This window comes from Haloarcula sp. H-GB4 (assembly GCF_030848575.1).
GTDB lineage: Archaea > Halobacteriota > Halobacteria > Halobacteriales > Haloarculaceae > Haloarcula.
Genome location: NZ_JAVDDX010000002.1, coordinates 35,969 through 61,085, shown reverse-complemented (window position 1 = coordinate 61,085; position 25,117 = coordinate 35,969). Strand labels below are relative to the sequence as shown.

At 63.5% G+C, this 25,117-nt stretch carries 28 protein-coding genes; 11 read left to right on the top strand and 17 right to left on the bottom strand.

Annotated elements, in window-relative coordinates; translation table 11 throughout:
* Nucleotides 1-9: 9 nt before the first annotated feature.
* Nucleotides 10-252 (bottom strand): BolA family protein, encoded by a 243-nt coding sequence (locus tag RBH20_RS08630; RefSeq protein WP_306707645.1) that lies wholly within the window; start codon nt 250-252, stop codon nt 10-12.
* Nucleotides 253-361: 109 nt separating this feature from the next.
* Here RBH20_RS08630 and RBH20_RS08625 point away from each other — a divergent pair, with 109 nt between their 5' ends.
* A complete protein-coding gene (locus RBH20_RS08625; protein ID WP_306707643.1) occupies nt 362-745 on the top strand; it encodes a DUF393 domain-containing protein in 384 nt (127 codons plus the stop codon).
* 72 nt (nt 746-817) lie between these two features.
* On the opposite strand, the gene RBH20_RS08620 is transcribed toward RBH20_RS08625, so the two are convergent.
* Together RBH20_RS08620 and RBH20_RS08615 are read right to left on the bottom strand one after the other, a co-directional pair.
* Nucleotides 818-1,228 carry a CoA-binding protein gene (locus tag RBH20_RS08620; protein WP_306707641.1) on the bottom strand — a complete coding sequence of 137 codons (411 nt, stop codon included), beginning with the start codon at nt 1,226-1,228 and terminating at the stop codon, nt 818-820.
* 44 nt (nt 1,229-1,272) lie between these two features.
* Nucleotides 1,273-1,647 (bottom strand): helix-turn-helix domain-containing protein, encoded by a 375-nt coding sequence (locus RBH20_RS08615; RefSeq protein WP_004956789.1) that lies wholly within the window; start codon nt 1,645-1,647, stop codon nt 1,273-1,275.
* A 230-nt stretch (nt 1,648-1,877) separates the two neighbouring features.
* Here RBH20_RS08615 and RBH20_RS08610 point away from each other — a divergent pair, with 230 nt between their 5' ends.
* Nucleotides 1,878-2,573 carry a ThuA domain-containing protein gene (locus RBH20_RS08610; RefSeq protein ID WP_306707639.1) on the top strand — a complete coding sequence of 232 codons (696 nt, stop codon included), beginning with the start codon at nt 1,878-1,880 and terminating at the stop codon, nt 2,571-2,573.
* A 270-nt stretch (nt 2,574-2,843) separates the two neighbouring features.
* Nucleotides 2,844-4,013 carry an NAD(P)/FAD-dependent oxidoreductase gene (locus RBH20_RS08605; protein WP_306707637.1) on the top strand — a complete coding sequence of 390 codons (1,170 nt, stop codon included), beginning with the start codon at nt 2,844-2,846 and terminating at the stop codon, nt 4,011-4,013.
* Between the two features lie 256 nt (nt 4,014-4,269).
* On the opposite strand, the gene RBH20_RS08600 is transcribed toward RBH20_RS08605, so the two are convergent.
* From RBH20_RS08600 to glp, 3 genes are all read right to left on the bottom strand, one after another.
* A complete protein-coding gene (locus tag RBH20_RS08600; RefSeq protein ID WP_306707635.1) occupies nt 4,270-5,493 on the bottom strand; it encodes an iron-containing alcohol dehydrogenase family protein in 1,224 nt (407 codons plus the stop codon).
* Between the two features lie 167 nt (nt 5,494-5,660).
* On the bottom strand, nt 5,661-7,541 hold the full coding sequence (locus RBH20_RS08595; RefSeq protein WP_306707633.1) for a molybdopterin biosynthesis protein: 1,881 nt from the start codon (nt 7,539-7,541) through the stop codon (nt 5,661-5,663).
* Nucleotides 7,538-8,755, bottom strand: a complete 1,218-nt coding sequence (gene glp / locus RBH20_RS08590; protein WP_306707631.1) for a gephyrin-like molybdotransferase Glp — start codon at nt 8,753-8,755, stop codon at nt 7,538-7,540. Before glp ends, RBH20_RS08595 begins: the two co-directional genes overlap by 4 nt.
* Nucleotides 8,756-8,823: 68 nt before the next feature.
* Between glp and RBH20_RS08585 the strand changes: the two genes are divergently transcribed.
* Both RBH20_RS08585 and RBH20_RS08580 read left to right on the top strand, forming a co-directional pair.
* The gene (locus RBH20_RS08585; RefSeq protein WP_306707629.1) at nt 8,824-8,982 is read left to right on the top strand and encodes a hypothetical protein; all 159 of its coding nucleotides are present in this window, start codon (nt 8,824-8,826) and stop codon (nt 8,980-8,982) included.
* A 52-nt stretch (nt 8,983-9,034) separates the two neighbouring features.
* Entirely contained in the window at nt 9,035-10,261 is a 1,227-nt protein-coding gene (locus tag RBH20_RS08580; RefSeq protein ID WP_306707627.1) for a tripartite tricarboxylate transporter permease, read from the top strand.
* On the opposite strand, the gene corA is transcribed toward RBH20_RS08580, so the two are convergent.
* From corA to RBH20_RS08555, 5 genes are all read right to left on the bottom strand, one after another.
* Entirely contained in the window at nt 10,256-11,233 is a 978-nt protein-coding gene (gene corA, locus RBH20_RS08575; RefSeq protein WP_306707625.1) for a magnesium/cobalt transporter CorA, read from the bottom strand. The genes RBH20_RS08580 and corA overlap by 6 nt on opposite strands.
* Nucleotides 11,230-11,400, bottom strand: coding sequence for a hypothetical protein (locus RBH20_RS08570; RefSeq protein WP_306707623.1), 171 nt, complete (start codon nt 11,398-11,400; stop codon nt 11,230-11,232). Before RBH20_RS08570 ends, corA begins: the two co-directional genes overlap by 4 nt.
* A gap of 43 nt (nt 11,401-11,443) precedes the next feature.
* Entirely contained in the window at nt 11,444-12,085 is a 642-nt protein-coding gene (locus RBH20_RS08565; RefSeq protein ID WP_306707621.1) for a DUF6517 family protein, read from the bottom strand.
* A gap of 106 nt (nt 12,086-12,191) precedes the next feature.
* Nucleotides 12,192-13,670 carry a cysteine--tRNA ligase gene (gene cysS / locus RBH20_RS08560; RefSeq protein WP_306707619.1) on the bottom strand — a complete coding sequence of 493 codons (1,479 nt, stop codon included), beginning with the start codon at nt 13,668-13,670 and terminating at the stop codon, nt 12,192-12,194.
* Nucleotides 13,671-13,717: 47 nt separating this feature from the next.
* Nucleotides 13,718-14,203 (bottom strand): hypothetical protein, encoded by a 486-nt coding sequence (locus RBH20_RS08555; RefSeq protein ID WP_306707617.1) that lies wholly within the window; start codon nt 14,201-14,203, stop codon nt 13,718-13,720.
* 215 nt (nt 14,204-14,418) lie between these two features.
* Here RBH20_RS08555 and RBH20_RS08550 point away from each other — a divergent pair, with 215 nt between their 5' ends.
* Both RBH20_RS08550 and RBH20_RS08545 read left to right on the top strand, forming a co-directional pair.
* Complete coding sequence (locus tag RBH20_RS08550) at nt 14,419-14,577, top strand: hypothetical protein (RefSeq protein ID WP_306707615.1); 159 nt, start codon at nt 14,419-14,421, stop codon at nt 14,575-14,577.
* Between the two features lie 114 nt (nt 14,578-14,691).
* Nucleotides 14,692-15,573 (top strand): CbiX/SirB N-terminal domain-containing protein, encoded by an 882-nt coding sequence (locus tag RBH20_RS08545; protein ID WP_306707613.1) that lies wholly within the window; start codon nt 14,692-14,694, stop codon nt 15,571-15,573.
* Here RBH20_RS08545 and RBH20_RS08540 read toward each other — a convergent pair.
* The gene (locus RBH20_RS08540) at nt 15,570-16,685 is read right to left on the bottom strand and encodes a PQQ-binding-like beta-propeller repeat protein (RefSeq protein ID WP_306707611.1); all 1,116 of its coding nucleotides are present in this window, start codon (nt 16,683-16,685) and stop codon (nt 15,570-15,572) included. The genes RBH20_RS08545 and RBH20_RS08540 overlap by 4 nt on opposite strands.
* Nucleotides 16,682-17,674 (bottom strand): M48 family metalloprotease, encoded by a 993-nt coding sequence (locus RBH20_RS08535; protein ID WP_373567963.1) that lies wholly within the window; start codon nt 17,672-17,674, stop codon nt 16,682-16,684. Before RBH20_RS08535 ends, RBH20_RS08540 begins: the two co-directional genes overlap by 4 nt.
* Before the next feature lie 187 nt (nt 17,675-17,861).
* On the opposite strand from RBH20_RS08535, the gene RBH20_RS08530 reads away from it, so the two are divergent.
* Nucleotides 17,862-18,938 (top strand): DR2241 family protein, encoded by a 1,077-nt coding sequence (locus tag RBH20_RS08530; protein ID WP_306707607.1) that lies wholly within the window; start codon nt 17,862-17,864, stop codon nt 18,936-18,938.
* 10 nt (nt 18,939-18,948) lie between these two features.
* Here RBH20_RS08530 and RBH20_RS08525 read toward each other — a convergent pair whose 3' ends face one another.
* From RBH20_RS08525 to RBH20_RS08515, 3 genes are all read right to left on the bottom strand, one after another.
* Nucleotides 18,949-19,512 (bottom strand): hypothetical protein, encoded by a 564-nt coding sequence (locus RBH20_RS08525; protein WP_306707605.1) that lies wholly within the window; start codon nt 19,510-19,512, stop codon nt 18,949-18,951.
* Between the two features lie 33 nt (nt 19,513-19,545).
* Nucleotides 19,546-19,740, bottom strand: a complete 195-nt coding sequence (locus tag RBH20_RS08520) for a methytransferase partner Trm112 (protein ID WP_004956717.1) — start codon at nt 19,738-19,740, stop codon at nt 19,546-19,548.
* A gap of 113 nt (nt 19,741-19,853) precedes the next feature.
* Entirely contained in the window at nt 19,854-21,230 is a 1,377-nt protein-coding gene (locus RBH20_RS08515; protein ID WP_306707602.1) for an adenylosuccinate synthase, read from the bottom strand.
* A 178-nt stretch (nt 21,231-21,408) separates the two neighbouring features.
* On the opposite strand from RBH20_RS08515, the gene RBH20_RS08510 reads away from it, so the two are divergent.
* Nucleotides 21,409-21,714, top strand: a complete 306-nt coding sequence (locus RBH20_RS08510; RefSeq protein ID WP_004516266.1) for a hypothetical protein — start codon at nt 21,409-21,411, stop codon at nt 21,712-21,714.
* Nucleotides 21,715-21,723: 9 nt separating this feature from the next.
* On the opposite strand, the gene RBH20_RS08505 is transcribed toward RBH20_RS08510, so the two are convergent.
* Nucleotides 21,724-24,249 carry a hypothetical protein gene (locus RBH20_RS08505; RefSeq protein WP_306707597.1) on the bottom strand — a complete coding sequence of 842 codons (2,526 nt, stop codon included), beginning with the start codon at nt 24,247-24,249 and terminating at the stop codon, nt 21,724-21,726.
* A gap of 89 nt (nt 24,250-24,338) precedes the next feature.
* On the opposite strand from RBH20_RS08505, the gene RBH20_RS08500 reads away from it, so the two are divergent.
* Nucleotides 24,339-24,734 (top strand): hypothetical protein, encoded by a 396-nt coding sequence (locus RBH20_RS08500; RefSeq protein WP_306707595.1) that lies wholly within the window; start codon nt 24,339-24,341, stop codon nt 24,732-24,734.
* Between the two features lie 62 nt (nt 24,735-24,796).
* Entirely contained in the window at nt 24,797-25,048 is a 252-nt protein-coding gene (locus RBH20_RS08495; protein WP_004591910.1) for a DUF6684 family protein, read from the top strand.
* Nucleotides 25,049-25,117: the final 69 nt, after the last annotated feature.

The window sequence follows — 25,117 nt, the reverse complement described above, 5'->3', positions numbered from 1 at the left end:
GGGACTTGACTACTCGGCTTCCTCGGGCGTCAGCGTTGTCAGCTCGATAGCGTGAATGTCGCGGGTGAGATGGTCCCCCAGCGCGTCGTGGACGAGCTGGTGCTGGTCAACCAGCGATTCTCCTTCGAACGCTGGCGAAACCACGCGTACGGCGTAGTGTTTGTCGTCGTCGGGGTCCCGTGGTGTGGTGACCATCGCCTGTGCTTCCGGAAGCGTTTCCTCGATTAGTTCGGCGACCGCATCTTCGTCCATACGCGCTCTGAAGAGAGCGGCGGGCAAAACAGTTGGCGTCGCGGCCACCGGCTGTCAATCTCTGCCGGCTGAACCACAGGTGTTTGTGCCTCGGGTGCGTAGATCGAATATGAGCGACGCAACGCTCGTCTACGACGACGACTGCGGCTTCTGTACGTGGTGGGCGGACTTCATCGACGAACGGTCCGATCTCGAAATCGTCGGCTTCTCTGAGCTCGGCGACGACCTGCTGGAGCGACTCCCAGACGACTACGAGTCCTGTTCGCATCTGGTGACCGAGGAAGACGTGTATTCCTGCGGAGAGTCCATCGAAACCGCACTTACATACACCGAGCTTGGGAAGCCTGCGCGGCCGCTGGTCTCGTTCCTCCGGCAGTTCGAGGACTACGAACGGTTCCGTGAGCGGGCCTATCGACAGGTCGCGGATAACCGTTCGAAGTGGGGGAAGGTCATGTCGAAGACGCCACCAGCGCGCAGAAATAATCCGGACTGACGCCACATATAGCGGACCGGCGGACACCGTTCTCACATCGAGCAGCGTAGTCCGCGACAGCCCTCCGTCGACTCACCCCATCAGTTGCTGGTGGGTCGGTTTCATACAGCGATCCTGAACGACCTGACGGCCGGCCGCCTCGGCGCGTTCGACGGCTTCGTCGTCGTGGATTCCAAGCTGAAGCCAGATAACGGCGTCGTCGTCGCGTTCCAGAGCCGCGTCGACGATGTCGCTGACCTCGTCGCTCGGCCTGAACACGTCAACGATGTCTATTTCGCCGGGGATCTCTGCCAGTGAGTCGTAGGCCTTCTGCCCGAATATCTCGTCCGCGAAGGGGTTGACCGGAATCACTTCGTACCCCTGCTTGCTGAGGTACTTCGGAATCTCGTGTGCATCCTTGCCGGGGCTGGTTGAGCACCCAACGACGGCGACACGGTCACGTTCGAGGATCTCTCGGAGTTCGGCGTCCGAAGTAACAGGCATACACGAAGGTTTGTCGGGCAGCAACAAAAGGGATTGCCTGCTACCTACTCTGCGGGCTCGTCGGCCTCTGTCGGTTCCTGCAGGTAGGTCTCGCCCCACGCTGCCATTTCGGTGATCACGGACTCCAGTGACTCCCCGTGTTCGGTGAGCGAGTAATTGACGCGAAACGGCTGTTCGTTGATTACTTCGCGGTCGACGAGCCCCTTCTCCTGCAGGTCTTCGAGGCTGTCAGAGAGCACTTTGGACGAAATTCCATCGACGTTCTCTTTGAGTTCATTAAACCCTGAGGGGCCGTTATCAAGCAATCGGTGGATGATAACGGGGTGCCACTTCTTCCCGATAAGCGACGCCGTCGTGGTTATAGGACACCAGTCCTCGCCGGCACACCAGACGGAGAGCTTCTCCGGTGAATCGCTCATATCTTGTCGGGATTTCGGTCGCTGTCGGCTAATAACTACCCCTGTGCGGGTAGCCGGAATCCATCTTTTGGAACCCACAACGAGAAACTCAGTCCGATATCGCACACTGACACCTGCCCAGAACTATCGGTCTCCGCGCCAAGGTGTGTCCCTCACCACTATTTCCTGTGGCGCGGTTACGCTAGGAGCGAGTAGGCATATTTTTCTCCGGTTATTCAGTGTATTCTTGTATGGTTGCAGTCACCGTGTGGAACGAAAACCATCACGAACGGGCGACAGGCCCGGCCAAGGCAATGTACCCCAACGGGATCCACACGACGCTGGCTGAGGCGCTTGCTTCGTACGGCCACACCGCTCAGACAGCGACTCTCGATGAGCCAGCCCACGGACTAACCGAAGAGGTACTCGCCGAAACGGATGTGTTACTGTGGTGGGGCGATGTCGCGCATGACCTTGTCAGCGATGCGACTGCAAACCGCATCGAGCAGGCCGTCCGTGACGGGATGGGATTTATCCCGCTCCACTCAAGTCACGAGTCGAAGCCGTTCGAGGTGCTCATGGGGGGGACTGGCACCCTGCGCTGGCGCGAAGAGGGCGAGCGCGAGTCCGTCTGGTTCGTCGAAACGAGCCATCCCATTACCGACGGACTGCCCGAGGAGTTCGAACTCGAACGTGCCGAGATCTACGGAAAGGGGTTCGATCTGCCGATACCGGACACCCTGGTGACTGTAAGTTGGTGTGACGACGGCACAGTGTTTCCCAGCGGGTGTTGTTACTACCGTGATGCAGGACGGATATTCTACTTCCAACCCGGCCACGAGACGTTCCCAGTGTACCACCAGCCAGTCGTCCAGAAGCTCTTGCACAACGCCGTTACGTGGGCCGCACCAAATGAGCCCGGCCGCCCCTGCGCCGGACAGCCCTGACGAGCAGTACAACCGTCGTAGTGCATATTGGCCCCGGCTGCCCTGTCCCCTGTTCAATTGACCTACTGGAAGCGACGGCCTGAATCAGTGCATAGACGATTAGGAGGGGTTTTCAGGAACAGTAGGAACTGTTTTCGCCTGTCAGGGTGAGCGAAGGCGACTGCAAACTTAGGAGCCTGAGTCACGACCGTGAGTCAGTATGCGAGGACAACAGCGGAGCCGTAGACCGATTCCAAAGGGTTTGTATCTAATGACTTCGGAGAGTGCCCTATGACAGAGAACGTGGTCGTGCTCGGTTCGGGGTATGCCGGCGCGGGGGCAATAAAGAGTTTCGAGGACGAGCTAGACGGTCAGATGGACGTTGATGTTACGTGGATTTCTGAGACGGACTATCATCTGGTCCTACACGAGTCCCACCGTTGCATCCGGGACCCGAGCGTGCAGGAGAATATCGCCATCCCCGTCCACGAAATCAAACAGCCCTCGACCGCATTCATTCAGGACGAGGTCGTTGGTATCGACACCGACACCCAGGAAGTGGACCTCGCCGACTCCGATGCTGTCGAGTACGACTACCTGCTCGTTGGGCTGGGCTCCCAGACGGCCTTCTTCGGCATCAACGGCCTCGAAGAGCACGCGCTGACGCTCAAGAGCCTCGACGACGCCCTCAAAATCCACGACAAGATCCAGCAAGCCGCTCGTGAAGCCTCCACAAACGACCCGGCGCAGATCGTCATCGGTGGCGCCGGTCTCTCCGGCATCCAGACCGCCGGCGAGGTTGCCGAATTCCGTGACGAACACAACGCGCCAATCGATATTCACCTTGTCGAAGGTCTCGACCAGGTCCTGCCAAACAGCGACCCGGAACTCCAGGGCGCCCTTCGCAAGCGTCTGGAAGCCGCCGACGTGAACATCAAATGCGGGGAGTTCATCGGCGAAGTCGACGAGGAGACAGTCTATATCGGCGACGAGGACGAACTGGACTACGACGTGCTGGTCTGGACGGGCGGCATCACCGGGCGCGATTGCATGCAAGAGGTCGATCTGGACAAGGACGAGCGCAACCACCGCGTCCACGCGGAAGGGAACTTCCAGACCGAGGACGAACACGTCTTCGCGATCGGCGACTCGGCACTGATCGACCAGCCGGGCGACCAGCCCGCTCCGCCGACCGCTCAGGCCGCCTGGCAAGCCGCCGAAGTCGCGGGCGAGAACCTCGCTCGCGCCGTGCGCGGCCAGCCGCTGAAGACGTGGACCCACAAGGACAAGGGTACGGTCGTTTCGGTTGGCGAGAAGGCCGTCGCCCACGACGTGGTGAACATGCCGATCGAAACCTTCGGCGGGATGCCCGCGAAACTGCTGAAAAAGGCTATCGCCGCCCGCTGGATCAACGATGTTACTGGCGTCGGTCGGGCCGCCAAGGCCTGGCCTGACATGTAGAAAGGACCTTTTTACCTCGTCGCCCTTCCTCGCGCCGCCGGCGCTGCGGGAGGGCTCTCTTCTCACGGGCCGGATGGCCCGTTCGCACGGCCAGCGGGACCATGGGTCCCGCTCGGCTCGCAAAAATCTACGCTAAAAACGACCTTCTCGCTCCCGCTGGTCGCGAGAAGTGAAACCGCGCTCGCTCTGCTCGCGCGGTATGCTGTGTCTGCCGCTCTCTCCATAGCCACTGGCATATGCTGCCCTCTGCAGGTCGCTACCAAGCAGACTCTAACACACCGACAATATCCCCTCTGGTTGGCTCCAGCCCCGGCGGGACGTTCGCCATGAAGTCGTCTTCAAGGACGGCGTCGGCGACTTCGGGAAATTCCTCCCGGTCGGGGCCGGCTACGTCCCGGAGTTGTGTCGGCAGTCCGAGCGTCGTCACCACCTCACTGACTCGGTCAACGACTGCAGCACCGGGGTCGTCAGTATCACCGACGCCGAGTGCGTCAGCCAGGAGCGACCGCCGACCGTCGACCTGCTCGAAGAGGTACGAGAGCGCGTGCGGAGCAATGACTCCGTGGGCCGCGCCCTGCTGGACCTCGTATGTCCGGGTTAGTCCGTGGCCAAGGGCGTGGATCAGCGAGAGTGTCGTCCCGTCGGCCCGTGAGATGCCGTACTGGACGAGCATGATTCCCTGCGTGATCGACTGATACACCCACGGGTCGTCGTCATCGTTACCGAACGCGAGCAGGCCTTCTGTGAGAAGACCGAGGCCGCGCGACGCTGTGGCGTCAGTTATCGGGGTCGCGTTGGCCGCGTACAGCGTCTCGGTGCCTTTGTCGAAGCCGTTCATCGCCGACGCTGCGAGGACCGACCGCGGCGTCGTCGCAATCAGTTCGGGGTCGTAACAGGCGGCAGCAGGCATCAGCTTCGGATCGCCAACACCACCACTGACAGGCTCGTTCACAGTGCAGGTGTCAGGTGCGGCCGTGACCCCGGCGACAATAGAGAGGTCAGCGCCGGCCAGCGTTGTTGGGACGGCGATAATTGGCGGCAGCTCTGCTTCGGGGACAGCTATCGTTCCGGAGTCGACAAACGCCTGGCCGACAGCGGCCGAGTCGCGGTCAGTCGCCGCGAGGACGCTGATGATCTTTGCCACGTCGAGGCTGCTCCCGCCGCCAACGGCCACGAGGCAATCGGCGTCAGCCTCGCGGAAACGTTCGAGCCCGTCGTAAGCAGTGCCGAGCCGCTTGGCTGGCGTTGTTTCGGCGAAGATACCGGCAAGTCGGTCACCGAGTCCGTCCCGAACAGGGTCCATCACGGCCGGCGTCTCACCGACGGTAGTGCCACAGACGACCAGCGCGCGGTCGTAGCCCTGCTCGTCCAATTCCGCACCCAGCGACCGCACGGCGTCAGGGGCGTATCGGAGCGTCGCGGGGTCGTACTCGAACCGAAACGGGGCCTCAGGGTCGTTGGCAACCGGTGTGTCAGCCATCGCTGTGACCTATTCAGCCTTGCTCGTCTTTAGCCCTTCAGGTTGCCAGAGCCGCCAATCGCCACGACTTGCGCTTTCGGTGTCACCTGCAAGCGCGGGCACGTGGCAGTCCATTGCAGGACGGTAGCGTATTCTTGACGGAAGTCTGCGCGTTCAAGCCGATTCCGTCACTGCGGTTCCATCCCAGCCATCCCGCTAAGTAGTGGGTCGAGGTCCTTGAGCGCCTCGGCGAGCGCACCGACGCTGTCTTTCTCCTGTCGATCCGGGTTCGCGAGCACCCGAACCGGCTGGGTCCCGAGCGGGACGAACCCGAGGTCGAGTTTCGCTGCCGTGGCGCGAAGGCCGAGACCCACGTCCGCATCAGCTGCTAGGACCTTCCGAGCGGGGCTCTCGTGGGCTTTTGTCGTGAGTTCGTACCCATCGATAGCATCGATAACTTCGGTGCGGCTGACGCCCCGGTCCTCGCCGAGGGCATCAAGCGCGTCGTCGAAGCTCCGGCGCAGTCCGGAGGCGGTGTCGCGGTTGACGAAGCGGTAGTCACCGTCGATGAGGTCGCTCAGGCCGGCTACGTCAGCATCGGCATCGACGACCAGCCCCCACTCGCGCCGCCAGCCGCCGATGTCGGCCGCGTCGTGGTCATTTGCGGCCGGCCCTGCGACGACGGCGACATCGGGCACGCCGTTGCCGAGACGGCGGAGTCCCTCGGTAGACCCGAGCGGGAGATACCGCGGACGGCCGATCGTGTCGAGCAGGCGCGAGAGGAGCGGGTCGTCCTCACCCATTCCCAAGAGCGTCGGCGGCCTGACTGCCGGAGAGAACAGCGTCACGTCGACCGTCTCCCCTTCGGCAAGGTAGTCCGTCCCCGGCGGTACGTCGACAAAGCCGTCGGCGTCGACGAGGCTCGTCGTCGCGCCGCTGCCCTTGTCGACGGGGTAGACCAGCAGCGACCCCGTCTCGTCCTCGACCAGCCCGGCCGGCATGAGGCGCCTGCGCCCCTCGCCGTAGCGTTCCTGAACTGCCATCGTGCCAGATACCGTTGCTGTCTGTGGCGGGTCCCGACCAGCGGCGTCCCGAACTGCCGGGGCGACGAAGGTCTGGAAGATGGTCAGTGCCGACACTGGATACCCCGGCAGACCAACGTACGCCGAGTCACCGATAGTGCCCACGAGCATCGGCTTGCCGGGTTTGACAGCGGCGCCATGGAGCCTGAGTTCGCCCCGCTCCTCGATGACGCGATATATGACGTCGACCGCGCTGGCGCTGGTCGACCCTGACGAGAGGACGAGGTCGCACTCGTCGGCTGCTTCGTGGAGCAGCCGCTCCATCTCCTCGTAGTCGTCGCCAGCGTGTGGATACATCACCGGGTCACCGCCGGCCTCCGCGACCGCGCCCGCCAGCGTGTAGCTGTTCACGTCGTAAATCTGGCCGGCGGCGCTGTCGAGCGGGTCTCCGGGACGGACGAGTTCATCACCGGTCGAGAGGATGCCGACCTGTGGCCGGCCACGCACCGGGACCTCGTCGACGCCCAGCGCCGACAGGAGTCCAATTTCGCGCGGTGTGATGCGCGTTCCGGGACCGAGCGCGCGCGCCCCAGCCGCGATGTCCGCGCCGGCGAGCATCACGTTGTCTCCGGGTGCGACGGACGTGCGTATCTCGACCCCGTCGTCAGTCTCGGTCGTTCGCTCGACCATCACGACGGCGTCCGCGCCGGGGGGCATCACCGCGCCGGTCGAGATTTCGGCGAGTGAACCCGGCTCAACGGTTACGTCGGGCTCCTCGCCCGCGTGGACCTCCCCGGCGACTGACAGCGTTACCGGGTCAGCCTCGTCAGCCCCGAAGGTGTCTCTGGCGTGGACGGCATAGCCGTCCATGCTCGCGCGGTCGAACCCCGGCACGTCGATGCCGGCGTCGATCCGCTCCGCGAGCACGCGGTCGCGGGCGTCCGCAAGGGGAACGCTCTCAGGTTCGGGGTCGACGTCGAGGCCCGCAACGACCTCGTGTGCCTCCTCGGGCGAGGCCAGATCGCGGAACTCGCGGCGGTCACTCACTGTGACCACTCCCAGTCCTCGACGGCCACGGTGTTACCGGCGTCGTACCCCTCCACAGATTCCGGCACGACGACCCAGCCGTCGGCGAGCGCGACGCTTGAGAGGACGCCCGACCCGCTGGCCCGCGTCGGCGTCGCGGTCGTCTGCTCGCCCTCGTCGTGTAGTTCCACCCGCGCGTATGTTCGGGTCCCCGGCTCGCTGGCGATTTTCCGCGTCAGTTCGGCTTCGGTCGTGGGTGGGTCGGTCGGCGGGAGGTGGCCGGCCCGCCGGAGCGCCAGTCGGAGGAACTGGACTGCGTTGACGATGCAGGCGACCGGATAGCCCGGAAGCATCAGAATCGGCGTCCCCTCGGCTACGCCGAGCGCCACCGGGTGGCCCGGCTTCAGCGCGACGCCGTGGACCAGCACCTCGCCGATTCCGTCGACGACCTCCGGCAGCAGATCGCGCTCGCCGACGGAGGACCCGCCGGTCGTCACGACGAGGTCATGGTCCAGATCGTCCGTGATGGCGGCCCGAAGCGCATCGATGTCATCAGTGACGATGTCGCGGTACGTCGCGTCGCCACCCCAGCGCTCGACGTACTGCGTGACGGTTTGGCCGTTCGTCTCGATGACCTCCCCCGGGTCAGGGTTGTCCTGCACCAGCTCTTCCCCGGTCGGAATCACGCTGACAGTCGGTCGCTCGTACACCTCGACAGTGTCGTTCCCGACAGATTTCAGCAATCCGAGGTCCGACGGACGGAGCCTGTGGCCGTCCTCGTACAGCGTCTGCCCTTGCTCCACATCCTCGCCGACAGGGGCGACGTTCTCCCCGCCAGCGACCGCATCGAACACCGTGACACTGTCGCCGGTCACCTCGGTCTCCTCAACAATCACGACAGCATCGGCACCCGCCGGGAGTTCGCTGCCCGTGTGCACGCGGGCCGCTGTGCCCGTTGTCACCGCCTCATCGACCCGAAGTGATGCCGGGGACCGCTGGCTCGCGCTGAACGTGTCTTCGGCTCTGACAGCGAAGCCATCCATCGCCGCCCGCCGGTAGTGGGGCACCGCTCGCTCGGCAGTGATTTCACCCGCGACGACGCGCTCGTCGGCATCGCGCAGCGGGACACGCTCCGTCCGTCCGTGTGGGGACACTGCGTCCAGCAGCGTCTCCCTGGCCGTCGTTACCGGGGTTCGGTCCTTGAACCCGGCCGACTTCCGGGACTCGTTGCTCATATGTGTACGAATGGCCGGCACACCAAAAAGCTCGCCAGATTCAGGGGGCTTCGGTCGGAAGCGAACGTATGGCTGAGTCGGACCTGCGCTGTCGCCTCTGCGGGAGCGAACTCTCGACAGGACTGGTTGCGACCGACAGCCGGCACTGCTGTCTCAACGCCACTCCTATCGCTGGGACCTGCCCCGAACACGGCCCAGTAGGGCCACACCACGCTGTAGAAGATTAGCCGGGCCGCGCGTCGCGGAAGTTCAAGTACGGGAACGGGACCACGCCTCAGTGTGCTTCCGGGACTTCCTGCCGCTGACCCGACAGCGACGCTCGCCCTCCTCACAGCGATCGGGGCAGGGGTCGGACTGGGAACGCTCAGCGGGCTCGTTCCGGGGTTACACGCCAACACATTTGCGCTCTTGCTCGCCGCGGTGGCGAGCAGTTTGCCCGGGCCGCGGCTCTACGTCGGCGTCGCAATGCTGGCGGCCGGCGTGACACACACCTTTCTCGACGTGATTCCGGCGCTGGCACTGGGTGTGCCCGACCCGGCGATGGCCGCCAGTGCGCTGCCGAGCCACCAGCTGGTCATCGAGGGCCGCGGTCGGGAGGCGCTTCGCCTATCGGCGCTGGGGAGTGGGCTGGCCGTGGTGTTTGCCGCCCCGCTCGCGGTTCCGCTCACGCTCGTAATGAAGCGTGTGTACCCGCTACTCCGGCCGTGGCTGTCGGTGCTACTCGCTGGGGTCGCCATCCTGCTCGTGATCACGGAACGTGGCCGCCGCCAGCAGGTCGGCGCTGCGTGTTCACTCACCGCCAGCGGGCTGCTCGGCATCGGTCTGCTAAATGCGCCGGTAACCGGCGCGTTGCCTGTGTCGGACGTACTGGTCCCACTGTTTTCGGGGCTGTTCGGCGCACCGGTGCTTCTGGCGGCTATCGGGGGAGAGGGCGTCCCGCCACAAGCCGACGCGACTGTGACGACGCCGCGGCGAACAGTCGGCGTTCTCGCGGGTGTCGGGACCCTCTGTGGCGGCGCTGTCGGCTACATTCCGGGCGTCTCCAGCGCCATCGCGGCCACACTGGCACTGGGGCTTGTCGCCGAGCGTGGGCCACGGGCGTTCATCGTGACGACGAGTGGCGTCAATACGGCGACGGCAGTCTTTGCACTGTTCGCGCTCATCTCGCTCGGGACGCCCCGAACCGGTGTCCTTGTCGCGCTCGACCGGGCCGAAGTCCCGCTGATCCTTCCAGCGCTGCTCGCCGCGGTCGCCATCGCTGCCGTCGCTGGCGCGATACTCGTCCCGACACTGGGCGACCGGTACCTCCGAATTGTCGGCCGACTGGACCCGACATACCTCTCGTTGTCGGTGATTGCAGTCCTCGTCTGTCTCTCCGCACTCTTCGCCGGCCTCGTTGGTATCGGAGCGTTCGGAGCCGCCACACTGGTCGGACATCTCCCGCCGCGGTTCGGGTCCCGCCGGGCGACCCTGATGGGGGTGTTACTCGTCCCGCTGGCGTTATAGGTAGTCTCGCTGGCGGAAATGAGCGAGCAAGATACCGACGACAATCGCCATCCCGATCATCACCGCGGGATAGCCGAACGCCCAGCCCAGTTCCGGCATATTGTACGGGCTGTCGGCGAAGTTCATCCCGTAGACGCCGACGACGAAGGTCAGCGGGATAAAAATCGTCGCGACGACGGTCAGCACTTTCATCACCTCGTTTGTCGACTGGGACACTGTGTTCAAGTATATGTCCCGCGCCCCCGCCACCAAGTCGCGGTAGGTCTCGGTCAGGTCGACAATCTGGACCAGATGGTCGTACACGTCCCGGAAGTACTTCTCCGTCTGTGGCTGGATCTGTGTGGGGTCGCCACGGGCGAGCACGCCAATCGCCTCCCGTGCCGGCCAGACCTGCTTGCGAAATGATAGCAGGTCGCGCCGGACGTCGTTGATCCGTTCGAGTGTCTCGATATCGGTGGAAGTGGTCACTTCTTCTTCGATCTGTTCGATATCAGTCTCGATCTCGTCCAGCAGATCGAAATACGCGTCAACGATGACATCGATGACCCGGTAGGCAGTAAAATCCGGGCCACGATGGAGGAGTCGCTCGTCCCCGCGGCCGACAGCGTCCATCACGCGCTGGACGGACGGGACGGCGCCTGTCGACAGCGTTACGACCCAGTCGGAGCCGACAAACAGGCCAAGCGGCGTTGTTTTCACTTCCTTGTCGAACGTCGTATCGCCGGGCGTAAGCGACGCAGATTTGACGAGTACGAACGTGTAAGCGTTGAACTCCTGGACGTTCGCCCGGACATCGTTCTTGATGTCTTCGATAGCCAGTGAGTGGAGGTCGAAGGCGGAACTGACGGCCTCAACCTCATCGGCGGTCACGTCGGTGGCGTGAACCCACGTCGTTCCGTCAGCCGTTCGGGCGGCTGCTAGATCCTCGTGCTCTATCGCCTGTCCGTCGGCGTACACCACTGCGGAAATCACGTCGTGCCCTCCGTCGGCGCGGCGTGGCCGACGGCAACCACAGTCAACCCAACCATCACCGCCGTCACTGACACAGACCGGCCGGGATAGGCGACGCTCGTCCCGACGGCGTAGCCGACGATGCCGGCAAGCGTGAGCACCACTCCGGCGACAAACAGCCGATTCATGCCTCCGTCATCACTGGCCCGAAAGAAAACAGTGTCCCCGCAGTCAGTTGCCCGAGTGCGAGAGGCCGCCGAGCAGCGTATCGACGCGCGGCCCTTCGCTGTCGTCAAGTCGCTCAGGGTAGACGGCAACGGCGACGACCACGTCGCCCTCGTGTTCGAAGCTCGTGAGGTGGATCAGGACATCGACATTCTGGCCTTCGATAGCCGTCGTGCCGGAAAACACAGCCACCTCACGGGACTCGCCCAGCGCTTCCACCGTGCGGTTACGCTCGGACTGAACGTCATTGATCTGGTCGTTTCGGCTGGCGACTTCCTCGACGAGGCGTTCGTTGGACCAACTTGCGGCGGGGTTCAGTGTCTGTCCGGCCACACTGGCGCTGGGCGTCGAGAAGACGATGAACCGGCCAGCGTTGACCTCACCGACCGGCCCGAGGTCAAGGCCGCGCCGGTACTGTCGGATGTGGTTCGTGACGCGGATAGTCCGCTCCTGACCAGCGACGGTGACCGTCCGCTCAATTGTCTGTTCGTCTGCCATTGACTGCTCGTAGCCGGTTTCATCGAGCGCACTGTCGCTGACTGTTGCCGGTGCGGAGTCGAACTCTACCGTCTCTCCGGTTATCAGGCCGGTACAGCCCGACGAGACGACGAGTATCCCGACAAGAAACATGAGTATCCCCTTTCGCATTGTTGTCCCTACACTGTGTCCAATATATAAAATACATGGCCGTTCAAGGTGTTAGCCGAACTACAGAAGGCAGTCGGTACGCGTTCAGAAGCGATCTATTTCCGCTTCAGAGCCGATAAGTTGGCCCATCGTCGGTGTCCTGCACCTCGACACCGAGCGCTTCGAGTTCGTCCCGGAGTTCGTCAGCGCGCTCGTAGTTTCCAGCGTCCCGTTCCTGCTCTCGGATGGCTAGGACCAGGTCGACAACATCACCCGCCAGCGATACGTCACCGCTGCTGTCGTCGCCAAACGCCAGTCCGAGGATGCCGCCGCCGAGTTCCTCGAACACTTCGACGGTGTGGCGGAGCCCCTGGTAGTCCCGTTGCTCGTGGGCATCCAGGTGGGAGTTCACTGCGGCCGTCAGGTCTAGCAGTGCGGTCATCGCTTCCCGTGTATTGAAGTCGTCGTTCATTGCCGCTTCGAACGCCGAGCGGGCGTCCTCAACAGCGTCGCGGAGCGTCTCGTCGGCCACCTTCGCGTAGGCATCCACGTCATCGCAGGCCTCGACCGCGCGCTCATAGCCACGGGAAAGGCGGTCCCAGCGCTCTTCGGCCTCCGCGATGGTCTCGTCGCTGTAGGTCGCCCGCGAGGTGTAGGCCGTCGACAGCAGGAAGGTTCGGAGTACGTCGGAGCCAAACTCCTCGACGGCATCGGCGACGGTGAAGTAGTTTCCAAGCGAGGAGGACATCTTCTCCTCCTCGGTTTCCAGCAGGCGGACGTGGAGCCAGTACTTCGCGAACTGCTGGCCGGTCGCGGCCTCGCTCTGGGCCACCTCGTTTTCGTGGTGGGGAAAAACAAGGTCTTGCCCGCCGACGTGGATGTCGATGGATTCGTCGAGGTGAGCCATCGACATGGCCGAACACTCGATGTGCCAGCCGGGTCGCCCCTCGCCCCACGGCGAGTCCCATGTCTGAGCGGTCTGGCAGGCTTCTTCGGCGGGTGCGGCCTCGGGATGTTGATGTTCGGCGATGTCTGCCGGGTCGACGCCGCCGGCCTTCCAGAGCGCGAAGTCTGCAGGGTGTCGCTTCTCTCCTTCGGTGTCTGCGCCCTGTGATTCGATATCGTCGACGGACTGATTCGAGAGCTTCCCGTAGTCCTCGAAGCTTGTCACGTCGAAGTAGACGGAGCCGTTCTGCTCGTAGGCGTGGCCCTGCTCAACGAGTCGCTCGACAAGGTCGATAATTTCCGGGACGTGCTCCGAGACGCGGGGGTACACCTCCGCGCGGCCGAGGTTGAGCGAGCGCATATCGTCGATGGCCTGCTGGACGTAGTGGCGGGCCACGTCGGCCTCGCTGTCGCCGTCCTCGCCGACCCGAGCGACGATCTTCTCGTTGACGTCGGTGAGGTTCTCGACGTGGTGGACATCATAGCCCAGATAGTCGAGCCAGCGGGCCATCACATCGACGTGGATCCAGCCGCGCGCGTGGCCGAGGTGGGGCGGGTCGGAGGTCGTCAGCCCACAGTAGTACAGCAACACGGAGTCTGGGTCGCGCGGCTCGAAGGGCTCTTTCTCACCGGTCAACGTGTTCGTCACACGAAGCGTCATTACCCGGGAGAACTGTGTCCGCCCGCTTTAAGCCGTCGGAAGCCGGCTCACTTTTGAACTGCAGCTTCGACTGTTCGGAGCGCGTCAGGCCCCGCACGGCGGCTCACCACCACGACGAGTGCGTCGTCGGTGACACCGGCAGCGTCGACGGAGACATCCGCTGCTCGTAGCCGTCCCAGCACCTCGCTGAGTGCCGCCGGAGCAAGGTCACCCGTGGCGATGACGGCTGTCAGCGAGCCAGCGTCCTCGGCGAAGGCGGTGTCCGCGACTTCGAGGACAATAGCTGACTCCGCGTCGGATGATTCGACCCGCCCAAGCCCGCTCTGCATCGAGACTCTGGCGTCGCTGTCGTGTGGCGAGCCGGCAGGCAATTCCTCGGCGAACCGACGGAGCGCAGTCGCGATCGCTTCTTCCTCACCCTCGATGTCGAGCGTGCGTGCGGCGGCCGTGTAGTTGACGACGCCGGCCCGAAGTGCGTCGTAGAGGAACGGGCGCTCGCGGACGGCGTCTCTGGTCGCGGCTGCGAGTGACATTGGCGGCAGGCACGACCGGCGCGGGCAAAAGCGGTTCTATCAGGCACGAGGGAACGCGGTGCCACTGGACAGTTAGCTGCAAGCCTCACATCGCCCCGTGATACCCACTCTACGGACGTGCTGAACCCGCAGAATTGTGGACTGCTCCCAGCAAGTGAGAACAGTCAGGGGGGATTGTCCCTCTGGACGCTCACTCTCTACGTGAGGGAAGGACAATGGCTATTGCACAACGTGAACGGCAAGTGTTCGGACAGCCCCTAGAAACGGCGGAACGAGTTATTGGTGGCCTCGTCGTGGTCGCCGGCGCGCTGGGACACGCCGCACTGCTGGCAGCCGCCGGACTGTTGTTCTACGTCCTCCTGTTCGGGCTGTGACTAGGTGGAATCGGTCGGCAACGACATACTTTCGCGGCTTCCCATTACACAGCCTGCCGGCTAGCCGGACAGACCAACGAAGGCCCTAAGGACGGCTCGCACCAACCGGTAAGTATGGACGAAGCACTCGTTATCGCGGCTCACGGCTCCCATCTGAACGCCGAGTCGAGTACGCCCACCTACGACCACGCGGACACGATTCGGGCGACCGACGCGTTCGCTGAGGTCCGTGAGTCCTTCTGGAAGGAGGAACCGTCGTTCCGGGAGGCGCTGCGGACCGTTGACGCCGACGAGGTGTATCTGATCCCGCTGTTCATCTCGGAGGGCTATTTCACCGAGCAGGTCATCCCCCGGGAGTTCCGACTGGAAGACTGGGACCCCGAGCTGTGGAACTCCGACGGGACGAGCGCGACCAACGCGACGCTGGCCGCCGAGGACACGGACCAGACGGTCCACTACTGCGGCCCGGTCGGAACGCACGATTCGATGAGCGATGTCATCGTCCAGCGGGCCGAGTCCGTCACCGGTGACCCCGGTGTCGGCGAGGGATTCGGCCTCGCGGTCGTCGGCCATGGCACCGAGCGAAACGAGAACTCCGCGAAGGCGATCCAGTACCACGCTGACCGCATCCGCGACCGGGACCGCTTTGACGAGGTGCAGTCGCTGTTCATGGACGAGGACCCCGAGGTCGACGACGTCGCGGACTACTTCGAGAGCGACGACATCGTCGTCGTCCCGCTGTTCATCGCCGACGGCTTCCACACGCAGGAGGACATCCCCGAGGACATGGGCCTGACCGACGACTACCGGACGGGCTACGACGTGCCGACCACCGTCGAAGGCCACGATATCTGGTACGCCGGCGCGGTCGGGACGGAGCCGCTAATGGCTGATGTGGTGCTCGAACGGGCCGCCGACGCGGGCGCAGATGTGAGCAGCGCCATCGAGCAGGTGCGTGAGGAGACCGGCGGGGGCACTACTGCCGCTGGGGACTAGCGGTAGCGAGCGACGAGTGCTTCGGTCCCCGAGTGGACTATGGTGTCCTCGGTAACTGCATAGAGAAAACTGAAGTCGAGACGAGGTTCGTGCCAGCGGAGAGTGCCGTCGGTCCCAAACTGAAACAGCCCGTGGTGCTTCGTGTTGAGAAACACTGACCCGCCGTCCGGGGCCGGGACCGCGCCCGTTGCCCCAAGATCTATGTCGAATTCGCTTCGCCCTCGCTCCATGGCCGCCAACCGCTCATCATTGAACCGCCACAGTTCTTCGCCGTCGGCGGTGGCAATCGCTATCAGGGCGTTGCGATCGGGAATGTAGACGATTTCGCCGTCACGGCTGAACCACAACGGTCCATCCGGGGTGGTAATGTCTTCGGTGACCCAGCGGCGCGTCCCCGAGTCGCGGTTGAACGCCTGGAGGTATTCCGAGCGGGCGTAAACCGTGTCGCCGCGCACGTGCGGCCGGCCGTTGAGGCTCCGCTGGAGAGTCTGGTCCCACAGAACCGAACCGTCTGGGGCGTACACGTTGAGTCGGTACTCCTCGCTGGTCCCCCAGTCGACGGCGAGTCCGCCGTGTCCCGCACCGACTGTCGGCAGGTCGCTCTTGGATGGGTCGGCGGGGACAGGAAGCGACTTCGACCACCGCTCGGCGCCGCTCTCGCCGTCGAAGGCGATGAGGTCGCCGCCGTCGGTCCCGACGTATACGTGGCCGTCAGCGGCGGCGACACTGGCTACTGGGTGGTCGACGGTTTCGGTCCAGGCTCGTCCGTCGCCGGCCACCGCGACGACGCGGCTGGCTTCCGTTCCCACGTATAGGTGGGCTCCGTCGCTGGCCCAGTCCGTAGCTACGCCCTTGAACTCGAAGCGACCCAATCTGGCCCCATCAGCGAGTGTGTATCGAGCAACAGCGCCTACCGGGTAGTCGTCAAGGAAGCGCGTCGCATCGAACGTCACTTCGAACAGCGTCTCATCCACCAGCGTGACCAGCCGGCCGCCGTCATCAGCCGTCTCCCACTTCTTGTCGCCCGGGCCGGGGCGATAGCCACACCCGGCGAGCGACCCGACAACGCCGGTCAGGCCCGTAAGAACCGTTCGGCGGCTGTACTCCGTCACGTCGGTCCCCCCGTGGCCATCGCCTCCAGTCGTTCGATGCGCGCCTCGGTCGGTGGATGGGTCTCGGGGAGCACGTCGTTGGCAACGAAATTAGGCGCGTCTGCGAACTGTGTCTCGTCGATTGGCGCGATGTAGAGCGCGTCGAGACCACCGTCTTGCGCCCTGAGATCGTGGTCCGGGGCCGCCGCCATTTTGTCGTCGATGGTTGCCAGTGCGCTGGCGAGCGCCGCAGGGTCGCCGGTGATAGCGACGGCCCCGCGGTCTGCGGCGTACTCGCGGTACCGCGAGAGCACGCGAAACAGCGTGAAACTGGCGAGCCAGAACACGACGGAGACAGCGAGCGTCAATAAGGCACTGACTGTCAGGATAAAGATGCCGAGTAAGAGGCTCCGGGCGCTGTCGCTGTCGGTATGTCGGAAGCCAGTGAAGGCACCGGGAATGGCCTGGAGGAGGCCCAGGGTGCTGGCTGCGAGGCTGTAGGTTAGTGTCGGGAGCAGGTAGGAAAGCGACATCACGGTCGCGTCGCGGTTCTTGATGTGAGCGAGTTCGTGGGCGATAACGGCGTCGCGCTCGTCGGCGTTGAGTGCGTCGAGCAGTCCGGTCGTGAGCACCAGCGTGGCGCTGTCGGGACTCCGACCGACGGTGAATGCGTTCGGCACGTCGCTGTCCGCGATGGCGACTGCCGGTGCCGGAAGGTCCACCGATTGCGCCAGCCGTGTCACGTTTTCAACCAGCCCGGATTCGTCGTCGGGACCCACGGGGCGAGCGTCCAGCGCCCGCAGGGCGATGGTGTCGCCCACGGCCAACTGCGTGGCGAATCCAAGCATGACGGCGCCAGCGACCAGCCACGGCTTGATGTAGAACTCGCCGGCCAGCACCCAGTCGGTGGCCAGCTTCGCCAGCCATATTCCGGCCGTGTTCACGACTGCAAGGCCCGCGTAGACGAACCCCACCGGGAGGAGTGCCACGAGGACGACAGCAGCCGCCATTCGGACCTGTAACCCTCGGTCAGTCGGCCAGTCCATAGCCTCCACCTCCGGACACGGGCCGCCCCCGACAAAACATCATAAATCACCTACTGTTCTTGTAAAATATAATCCTACCGAATCTGGAACTATCTTCACTCCGATTGCCGGAACAGGCGACTTTTCCCGGTGCGACACCTACGGCGGCGGTATGGACGACACCCATGTCGAGGCGTTCGCCGAGGCAGCGTCGGACGGTATCGCGTTCGACGGTATCGAGGCAGCGGTCGAGGGTGGACGCTACGCCGTCGAGACGACAGCGGAGTCAGAGGCTACGAGTATCGCGGACCTCGATGGCCTGGCCGCGTCGTACCCCGAGTACATCTCGAACTGGTACTTCTGGCACGCAAAAGCGCCACAGGCGGAGCCTCGCTGGGCGTATCTCCGGTGGCTCGAAAATGCCGAGTCGACGCCGATTCCGGACCGATACGACCAGTTACGAGCGGGGCTGACGACGACGTGGGGTGAGCTCTCGATTACCGTGACACTGGACGAGGACGACGAGCGGGTATACGACCTCCGCCACGTCGACGACGCAGGGACAGACGCCGATTCGCTGGACGCGTACGACGACCCACTGGACGCTCGTACCCTCGCCAAACACGACGACCGTGACCGCTACCGCCCGCTGAAAACAGCCCCCACTCTCCAGTCTGGCTGGGTGTTTCCCGAACTCGAGCCGACGGAACTAGTCCAGACGGTGGACTTCTTCTATCCGGCCACGATTTCGAACTGGCACCGTGAGCGCGAGGGCGAGTTGGACGTGAGCCACTGGCGCGACACCGTTGACCGACAGACCGGGATTTACGGCGTCGTCAAGACCTGGGACCGCGGCGACGGCTACGAACACGTCAACTGGGTCGCCGAAGCCTGCTGTGACGACTCTCAGTGTCTCAAGCGCCGGGAGTGGCAGTACGACGACGAGACGGAACTCGATGTTGACGGCGGTTCGGGGAAATTCCCCTGCCGTGAACCCTGCTCGCTCGTCATCGCCGGCGCACGCCAGTGGACGAAACTCGAGGGCGAGACGAGCCAGACCTACGAGTTCGAACTCACACCTAGCGAGAAAGAACAGTTGGAAGCCATTATCGATGCCGTCGCCGACGGCGAGGCAGACGATATCCGTGAAGCAGACATCTACGAGGGAGCCAATCGGTACCGTGCACGGTTCCTGCGGGCGAAGCTGTTCGACGACGAGGGGAACCTCGGCGGCGTCGAGACGGAGTAGTAACGGGGCTTCAGGACGAGCGAAGGGCGACTAACAGGAGTCCAAGCACGATTGTGACCGCGAGTACGGCACCGACGGTCAGCAGCATGCTTTCAGTGAGTATTATCGTGATGAGTCCCGCAATCAGAGCCGTGAAACCGCCAGCCGCCAGTATCGGTCCCGAAGACAGATCTTCGAGACCGGGTTCTGAGTCCGTCGCCGGTTTCGGCTGTGGCTTCGACAGTTCCTCGTCGACGATGACCGGTTCGTTCTCCGTCCCGCCTTCCGGGATATAAATGTCGATGTATCGAGTCTCGGCGCCGTATCCAGTCACGACCTTCAGCTTGCCACGGACTGGTCCGTCACCGTCGATGGTCACTCTGGCCAATCGATCGGTTTCGGCCCGCACGTGATGGTTCGTGGCATCGAGCGACGCGACCGAAGAGAGCGAGTCGTCGAGGTGGAGATGGACGTGCAGCGCCTCGCCGTGGTTGACTAGCTGTACGTCGAAACTCCCTGTCGCGTCGAACTCGTGTGGAACCTCCAGGCTGTGGATGTCCGTCCGATTGAGGTGCACGGGCAGGGAGTCAGGCACGGACGTGACTCCGCGGGGCGAGGAAAAAAAGGTTCAGGCCGGTGCCTCGTCGCGCATGTCCGGCGGAAGCAGGTTCGGAATGCCGTCTTCGATGGGGAACGTCTCGCTACACTCGGTACAGGTGAGTTCGCCCGACAGAATCTCGCCGTCGTCGCGCTCCGTCACTTCGAGGTCGAGGTCGTGCTTGTCCAGAGGGCAGCAAATAATTTCCATCAGGTCCTCTTTCATACATTCGACCAAGACCGGCGGTCGCAAAAGTCTGCCGCTCTCCCAGTAATATGGCCCCATCGCTGGATAGGGATACGTGAGTATTTAAACGCCGAATCCGAGAGAAGAGCCGCTCAGAACGGCTGTTCGCGGACGATAGTTTCGCCGCGGCCGGGACCGACACCGATGGCGTAGGCCGGTGTGTCGAGTTCGGATTCGATGTATTCGACGTAGGCCTTCGCGTTCTCGGGGAGTGCGTCGTACCCCTCTTCGGCGGCGTCTGCCCAGTCGACCTCCGGCCAGCCGTCGAAGGACCGGAAGTTCGCCTCGCACTTGGCCCACTGCTCGGTGGTCGCAGGCATCGACGCCAGCTCCTCGCCATCGAGCGTGTACGTGTGGCCGACCTTCACTTCATCGAGGCCGGCGAGTACGTCGAGGTGGTTGATGGCGATGCCGGTAAAGCCGGAGACGCGCGTAGAGTGGCGCAGCATCGGCAGGTCGAGCCAGCCGACGCGTCGTGGCCGCCCGGTAACGGTACCGTACTCGCCGCCTTCTTCCCGGATGTAGTTCGCCAGCTCCTCGTTTTCGCCCTCGCCCTGCTCGTCGTAGCCGGGCGTATCGCCGACGACGCCGCCGAGTTCGGTCGGCAGCGGGCCACTCCCGACCCGGGTGAGGTATGCCTTCACGATCCCGATGACTTCGCCGTCGCCGACAACACCGGGGCTGAGTCCGGTCCCGGTTGCCGCGCCGCCGGCCGTCGGGTTCGAGGAAGTGACGTAGGGGTAGTTCCCGTGGTCGATGTCGATGATGGTCCCCTGTGCACCCTCGAGCATGACGTTCTGGCCCTCGTCGATGGTCGCGCTGAGGAAGGCCCCAGCATTGACGGTCATGTCTTCGGCCTCGAAACGACGGCCGAACTCGCGGAACTCCTCGAAGATGGCGTCCACGTCGAAAGCAGCCGGGTCGTCAAGTTCGTCGATATCGAGGTCGTACACGTCCTCGACGACGGCTCGCTTCTGCGGAACGACGTATTCGAGGCGCTCTCGGAGTACGTCCGGATCGAGCAGGTCGCCGACGCGGACGCCGCGGCGGCCGGCCTTGTCCTCGTAGGTCGGGCCGATACCCCGGCCCGTCGTCCCGACTTCGTCATCTGTTTCGCTTTTTAGTTCTTCCTCGATACCGTCGAGCACGCGATGGAACGGGAGAATGACGTGTGCTCGTTCGGCGATGCGAACGTCCGGGTCGAGGCCGCGTTCCTGGAGCGTGTCTATCTCGTCGAACAGCGTTCGCGGATTGACGACGCACCCGTTGCCGAGGACGCCGACCTTGCCGCGGATGGCTCCGCTCGGAACTAGCGAGAGCTTGTACTCCTCGCCCTCGTGGACGACGGTGTGACCGGCGTTGTCGCCGCCCTGATAGCGCGCGACGACATCTACGTCGTCGCCGTACAGGTCGACGATGCCGCCCTTCCCTTCGTCGCCGAGCTGTGAGCCGACGATGGTTACGGTCATCGCACGCACCTTCCAGCCACCGTGATAAACAGATTACGGTCCGGAATTTACGCTCGTGAGCAGTACCCATGTGAACCGTTACGACGGTTTTAAGACACCCCTGTTCAAACGTATCAACGTTGTAGCGATTACCCGAGGGAGAACCTTTAAATACCGCAAACACAAGTTAACAATTGCCATGATAGACAGGCTTGAAAAGGAAGTTGACATGCTGGAGCGCCACTTGCAGGTGCTTCGCATGGTTATTGAGAACGAGCCTATCGGTATCGTGAAGATGTCCAACGAAACCGGCTACCCGCACCACAAGGTGCGGTACTCCCTGCGCGTTCTCGAAGAGGAGAACCTCATCGAGCCCTCCAGCCAGGGCGCAATCACGACCGAACAGACCGGTGAGTTCGTTGACGACCTCGACGAGAAGGTCGACGAAATCATCGATAAGCTCGAAGGTATGAAGATCGAAGACGCGGCCGAAATCGAAGGTTAAGCTTCTCTCTCAGAGTTCCGGGACCGCCAGGTGGAACTCCTGGTTTCTCGCTTCTAGCAGACAGAGGTGAAAGCCCTCTTTGCGCGAGAGGTTCACGAAGCTCTTCCGCTTATCGCGGTTGAACAGCCCGCTAGAGGTGGCTTCTTCGGCGGTTTCGAGTGCGCCCGGCTCAAAGAAACTGCTCGTGACGAGAAACGCCGACGCAAGCGACCCAGAGGCGTTGCCGACCCGCTCTGCGTTCCGGATGAGGTCAGACATCTGTCCCTCGGAGGCCGGTTCGCGCGAATCGTTGATGTTGGCGACGACCAGCGGGTTCCCCATCCGGTCGCGGACGACCACGTCGAACCGTTCCTGCGAGCGATTCTCCTGGCCGTCCTCCGTGTAGGTCACCGTGACGTTGCCGTTCAGTTCGGCGCGGTCGATAGCTGGAAGGCCCTCATAGAGGTCTTTCATCGCCCCCGCGTGTCCGGTGTCACGAATCTCATAGAGGAGGTTCCGGATGAGCCAGTTGACGAAGCGGTACTGGATGCTGTCTTCGAGGAACTCCTCGAAGGGCGTCCCGTTGACCGTGGCTCCCTCGGCTTCGAACTGCGTGTGATACTCCAGCCGTAGGTTCGCCTCGACTTCCTCGCGGCTCGCCTCGCCGTCCTTGGCTTCTTCCAGCGTCGCTTTGCCCTTCGAGTCGTACCTGACGAAGAGGTTCGTCCCGTTTATCGCCTCGCCGGCGCTGAGCCGGGCGCTACCTGCGGCGGTGTCGTTCTGCTCGTCGAGTTGCTCCTCCAGCCGGTCGATCTCATCCCGTGCATCGGCTAGCTCCGCCTCTAGACGGTCGCGCTCATCCCGAAGCTCTTGGTTCGTTGCCTCCAGATCCGTGAGTTCGGATTCGAGTTCCGACACCGTCTCGGCTCGCTGTTCGAGTTCGGACTCGAGTTCTGCCACACGCTCCCGCTCGCGCGGTGTCGATTCTTCGCCGGTAGGCGGCTGTCGCTGATCCCCTGTCGACGGCTGGGACTGCGGCGTCTCGCCCGGCTGTGGGTCTTTCGCAGGTGCGCTATGGCTCTCCTGAGCCGGTGCTGGTCCCTGCACGCTGGATTCCGTCGACGGCGTCGGGTCGTTCTGGGCCGGCTGGTCGCGTCGCGGTTTCGATGCCTGTTGCCCACCTGTTGGCGGCGTCTGCGTGGGAGACACGCTGGTGGCTGTGCTTTCCTGCGCACCGCCGGACTTGTTCGGGTCCAGCGACGGTACCGAGCGCGTCTCCAGATCCGCACTTGACCCGCCAGAACCGGTCTCTGGCGTCGGCGTTGCCGCTCCAGTCCCGGACTGTGTCTGGGACGGCTGTGGCTCGGGGTTCTGTGTCGATTTCTGGTCTTCCGGTTCGGCGCGACGGTCTGCCGAAGCCGCCTGATCGCTCTGTGCCGGGGTGCTTCGAGCGCTGGCGTGCTGGGATTCCTGTTTCCGTGATGGCTTAGTCGTCGATGGTTTCGGCTCGGTCTCCCCGGTAGTCTCGCTCACTCCGGCCTCCTGTTCAGTGGCCTCGTAATCAGGTTCCGTCTGTGTCGCGGTATCGGTGTCTGTCGTCGCCCGGTCTGTCGCTTTGTTGTCCGGCCGGCTGTCCGCATTCGGCTTCTCGTCCACATCCGGTTGCTCATCCGACTCGGAACGACGGCGGGACCGGCCCGGATTCGCACCGGCGGCTTTCGACCCCGGTGGGCCGCTGGTTGCAGTGCCGCGGTCCGGTGTCGACTCTGCTGCGGTCTGTGTCTGTCCAGCAGCGTGGGTTCCATCGGTTTCGGTATCTCCGACGGGGTCCGCCAGTTCGTCGCTGGCATCGTCCTGTGGTGTCGGTTCGTCTGGTGCCGCCGTATCTGTCGGCGTGCTGTCTATCGCACCTTCGTCGGCTGGTACGTCGGCGACAGCCGTCTCGCCGCCAGCGTCGAGCGGATCGACGCCGGTGGCCGCCGGGTCCGCTGACTGCTCCTCCGTGTCGTCTTCCGGCGGTTCCGGAATCTCGATCGGCTCGATGTCGACCGGCATGACCTCGTAGATGCCGACCTCGTCGTTGGCCGTGTCGAACGCCTCGTCGTCGGTGATGAGGTTGTCAGAGTTGCCGACCCACGCGACGCTCATCGAGCGGCCTTGGTGGTAGACGGTGTAGTAGTCGCCCGAGAGGACGTTCTCGGAGAGTTCGATAAAGCCGGTAAAGTTACCGCTCGACAGCGTCTGGTCGACTTCTGCAAGCGCCGTGTCTTCGGTGTAGTACTGTGCTTTCACCTCGTCGGCGCGTTCCTGCATCACTGCAAGCAGTGGCAACGCCTCGTGCGGTGACCGCTTGGCTGTTCCCGACGCGTCCTCGAAATCATCGATGGTGCCGTCGAGGACGCCGACGACGGTCCCGTTCAACATGAACAGGCGCGTCGGACCCGCGATGACCGCGCCGGAGAACTCCTGCCCGGCGAGGTCCCGTAGGCCCGCGAACCCGCCGTCGAACGGAACCGACTCCCAGCCATCGACCCGTTCGACCGTGCGTGTACTCATTACTCCCACCAAGCCGGATGGTGGACAAATAGTTTGTGCCCACGGGCGCGGTCCGATGGACATATGATGATTCGAACCGAAGTATAGGTATGGCAGAGGAGCCGGGACTAAGCGACCAGTATCCGACTGCAAGTCCGTGGCCGCTGTTCGTTGCACTGGGATTAGCACTGTCAGAGATCGGCGTGTTCGTCGGACTCTTTCCAGTGGCCGTCTTCGGGCTGATACTGTTTGGCGGTAGTATCGCCGGTATCCTCACAGAGTCTGGGTATGTGGGGCGGCCGTGGCCAACCCTGCTGGGTGTAGGCGTCGTTCTCATTGTCCTCGCTGTTGCGTTTACACTCTGGCAGGTTCCGGTCGGTGATATCGCGCTGTCGAACGTTGGGACCGGGCCACTCTTCACTCGGCTGGTGGCTGTCGCCGCGGCGGGTGCTGTGATGATCGCAATGGGCGGCGTCGCCTCAGTTATGGAACAGACCGCGGCCTGAGACGGGCACTACCCGATTCGGAAACCAACACTCTATTTACTGGCCTGTTCTAACGAGCAGGCATGGCACTGTTCGGGTTCGAAAAAGATACCCTGCTCGACCTCACCGTGAACGTCATCCCGCTCGGGATCCTCTTCTTCTTCATCGTCGCGTTCGCCGCGTTCCCGGCGTTCGGAACCGATCCCGTCTTCTCCGGGCTGCAGTTCGCACTGATTATCTCGATGTTCCTGCTGCTCGCTGTCCTGACCTACTACGCGGGGAAGGCGGTCGAGAACGCCGAGAAAGAGAGCGGCGAACTGGGTCACGAAGACTGAGCAGATAGGTTCAGACGGACCGTTTCGAAGACCGACCGCTATTGACACCAGACGGCAGTGTGAGTGGTC

Coding starts and splice junctions, on each gene's coding strand:
- RBH20_RS08630 (WP_306707645.1), bottom strand. CDS start 252: ATGGACGAAGATGCGGTCGCCGAACTAATCGAGGAAACGCTTCCGGAA.
- RBH20_RS08625 (WP_306707643.1), top strand. CDS start 362: ATGAGCGACGCAACGCTCGTCTACGACGACGACTGCGGCTTCTGTACG.
- RBH20_RS08620 (WP_306707641.1), bottom strand. CDS start 1,228: ATGCCTGTTACTTCGGACGCCGAACTCCGAGAGATCCTCGAACGTGAC.
- RBH20_RS08615 (WP_004956789.1), bottom strand. CDS start 1,647: ATGAGCGATTCACCGGAGAAGCTCTCCGTCTGGTGTGCCGGCGAGGAC.
- RBH20_RS08610 (WP_306707639.1), top strand. CDS start 1,878: ATGGTTGCAGTCACCGTGTGGAACGAAAACCATCACGAACGGGCGACA.
- RBH20_RS08605 (WP_306707637.1), top strand. CDS start 2,844: ATGACAGAGAACGTGGTCGTGCTCGGTTCGGGGTATGCCGGCGCGGGG.
- RBH20_RS08600 (WP_306707635.1), bottom strand. CDS start 5,493: ATGGCTGACACACCGGTTGCCAACGACCCTGAGGCCCCGTTTCGGTTC.
- glp (WP_306707631.1), bottom strand. CDS start 8,755: ATGAGCAACGAGTCCCGGAAGTCGGCCGGGTTCAAGGACCGAACCCCG.
- RBH20_RS08585 (WP_306707629.1), top strand. CDS start 8,824: ATGGCTGAGTCGGACCTGCGCTGTCGCCTCTGCGGGAGCGAACTCTCG.
- RBH20_RS08570 (WP_306707623.1), bottom strand. CDS start 11,400: ATGAATCGGCTGTTTGTCGCCGGAGTGGTGCTCACGCTTGCCGGCATC.
- RBH20_RS08565 (WP_306707621.1), bottom strand. CDS start 12,085: ATGCGAAAGGGGATACTCATGTTTCTTGTCGGGATACTCGTCGTCTCG.
- cysS (WP_306707619.1), bottom strand. CDS start 13,670: ATGACGCTTCGTGTGACGAACACGTTGACCGGTGAGAAAGAGCCCTTC.
- RBH20_RS08555 (WP_306707617.1), bottom strand. CDS start 14,203: ATGTCACTCGCAGCCGCGACCAGAGACGCCGTCCGCGAGCGCCCGTTC.
- RBH20_RS08550 (WP_306707615.1), top strand. CDS start 14,419: ATGGCTATTGCACAACGTGAACGGCAAGTGTTCGGACAGCCCCTAGAA.
- RBH20_RS08545 (WP_306707613.1), top strand. CDS start 14,692: ATGGACGAAGCACTCGTTATCGCGGCTCACGGCTCCCATCTGAACGCC.
- RBH20_RS08535 (WP_373567963.1), bottom strand. CDS start 17,674: ATGGCGGCTGCTGTCGTCCTCGTGGCACTCCTCCCGGTGGGGTTCGTC.
- RBH20_RS08530 (WP_306707607.1), top strand. CDS start 17,862: ATGGACGACACCCATGTCGAGGCGTTCGCCGAGGCAGCGTCGGACGGT.
- RBH20_RS08520 (WP_004956717.1), bottom strand. CDS start 19,740: ATGAAAGAGGACCTGATGGAAATTATTTGCTGCCCTCTGGACAAGCAC.
- RBH20_RS08515 (WP_306707602.1), bottom strand. CDS start 21,230: ATGACCGTAACCATCGTCGGCTCACAGCTCGGCGACGAAGGGAAGGGC.
- RBH20_RS08510 (WP_004516266.1), top strand. CDS start 21,409: ATGATAGACAGGCTTGAAAAGGAAGTTGACATGCTGGAGCGCCACTTG.
- RBH20_RS08505 (WP_306707597.1), bottom strand. CDS start 24,249: ATGAGTACACGCACGGTCGAACGGGTCGATGGCTGGGAGTCGGTTCCG.
- RBH20_RS08500 (WP_306707595.1), top strand. CDS start 24,339: ATGGCAGAGGAGCCGGGACTAAGCGACCAGTATCCGACTGCAAGTCCG.
- RBH20_RS08495 (WP_004591910.1), top strand. CDS start 24,797: ATGGCACTGTTCGGGTTCGAAAAAGATACCCTGCTCGACCTCACCGTG.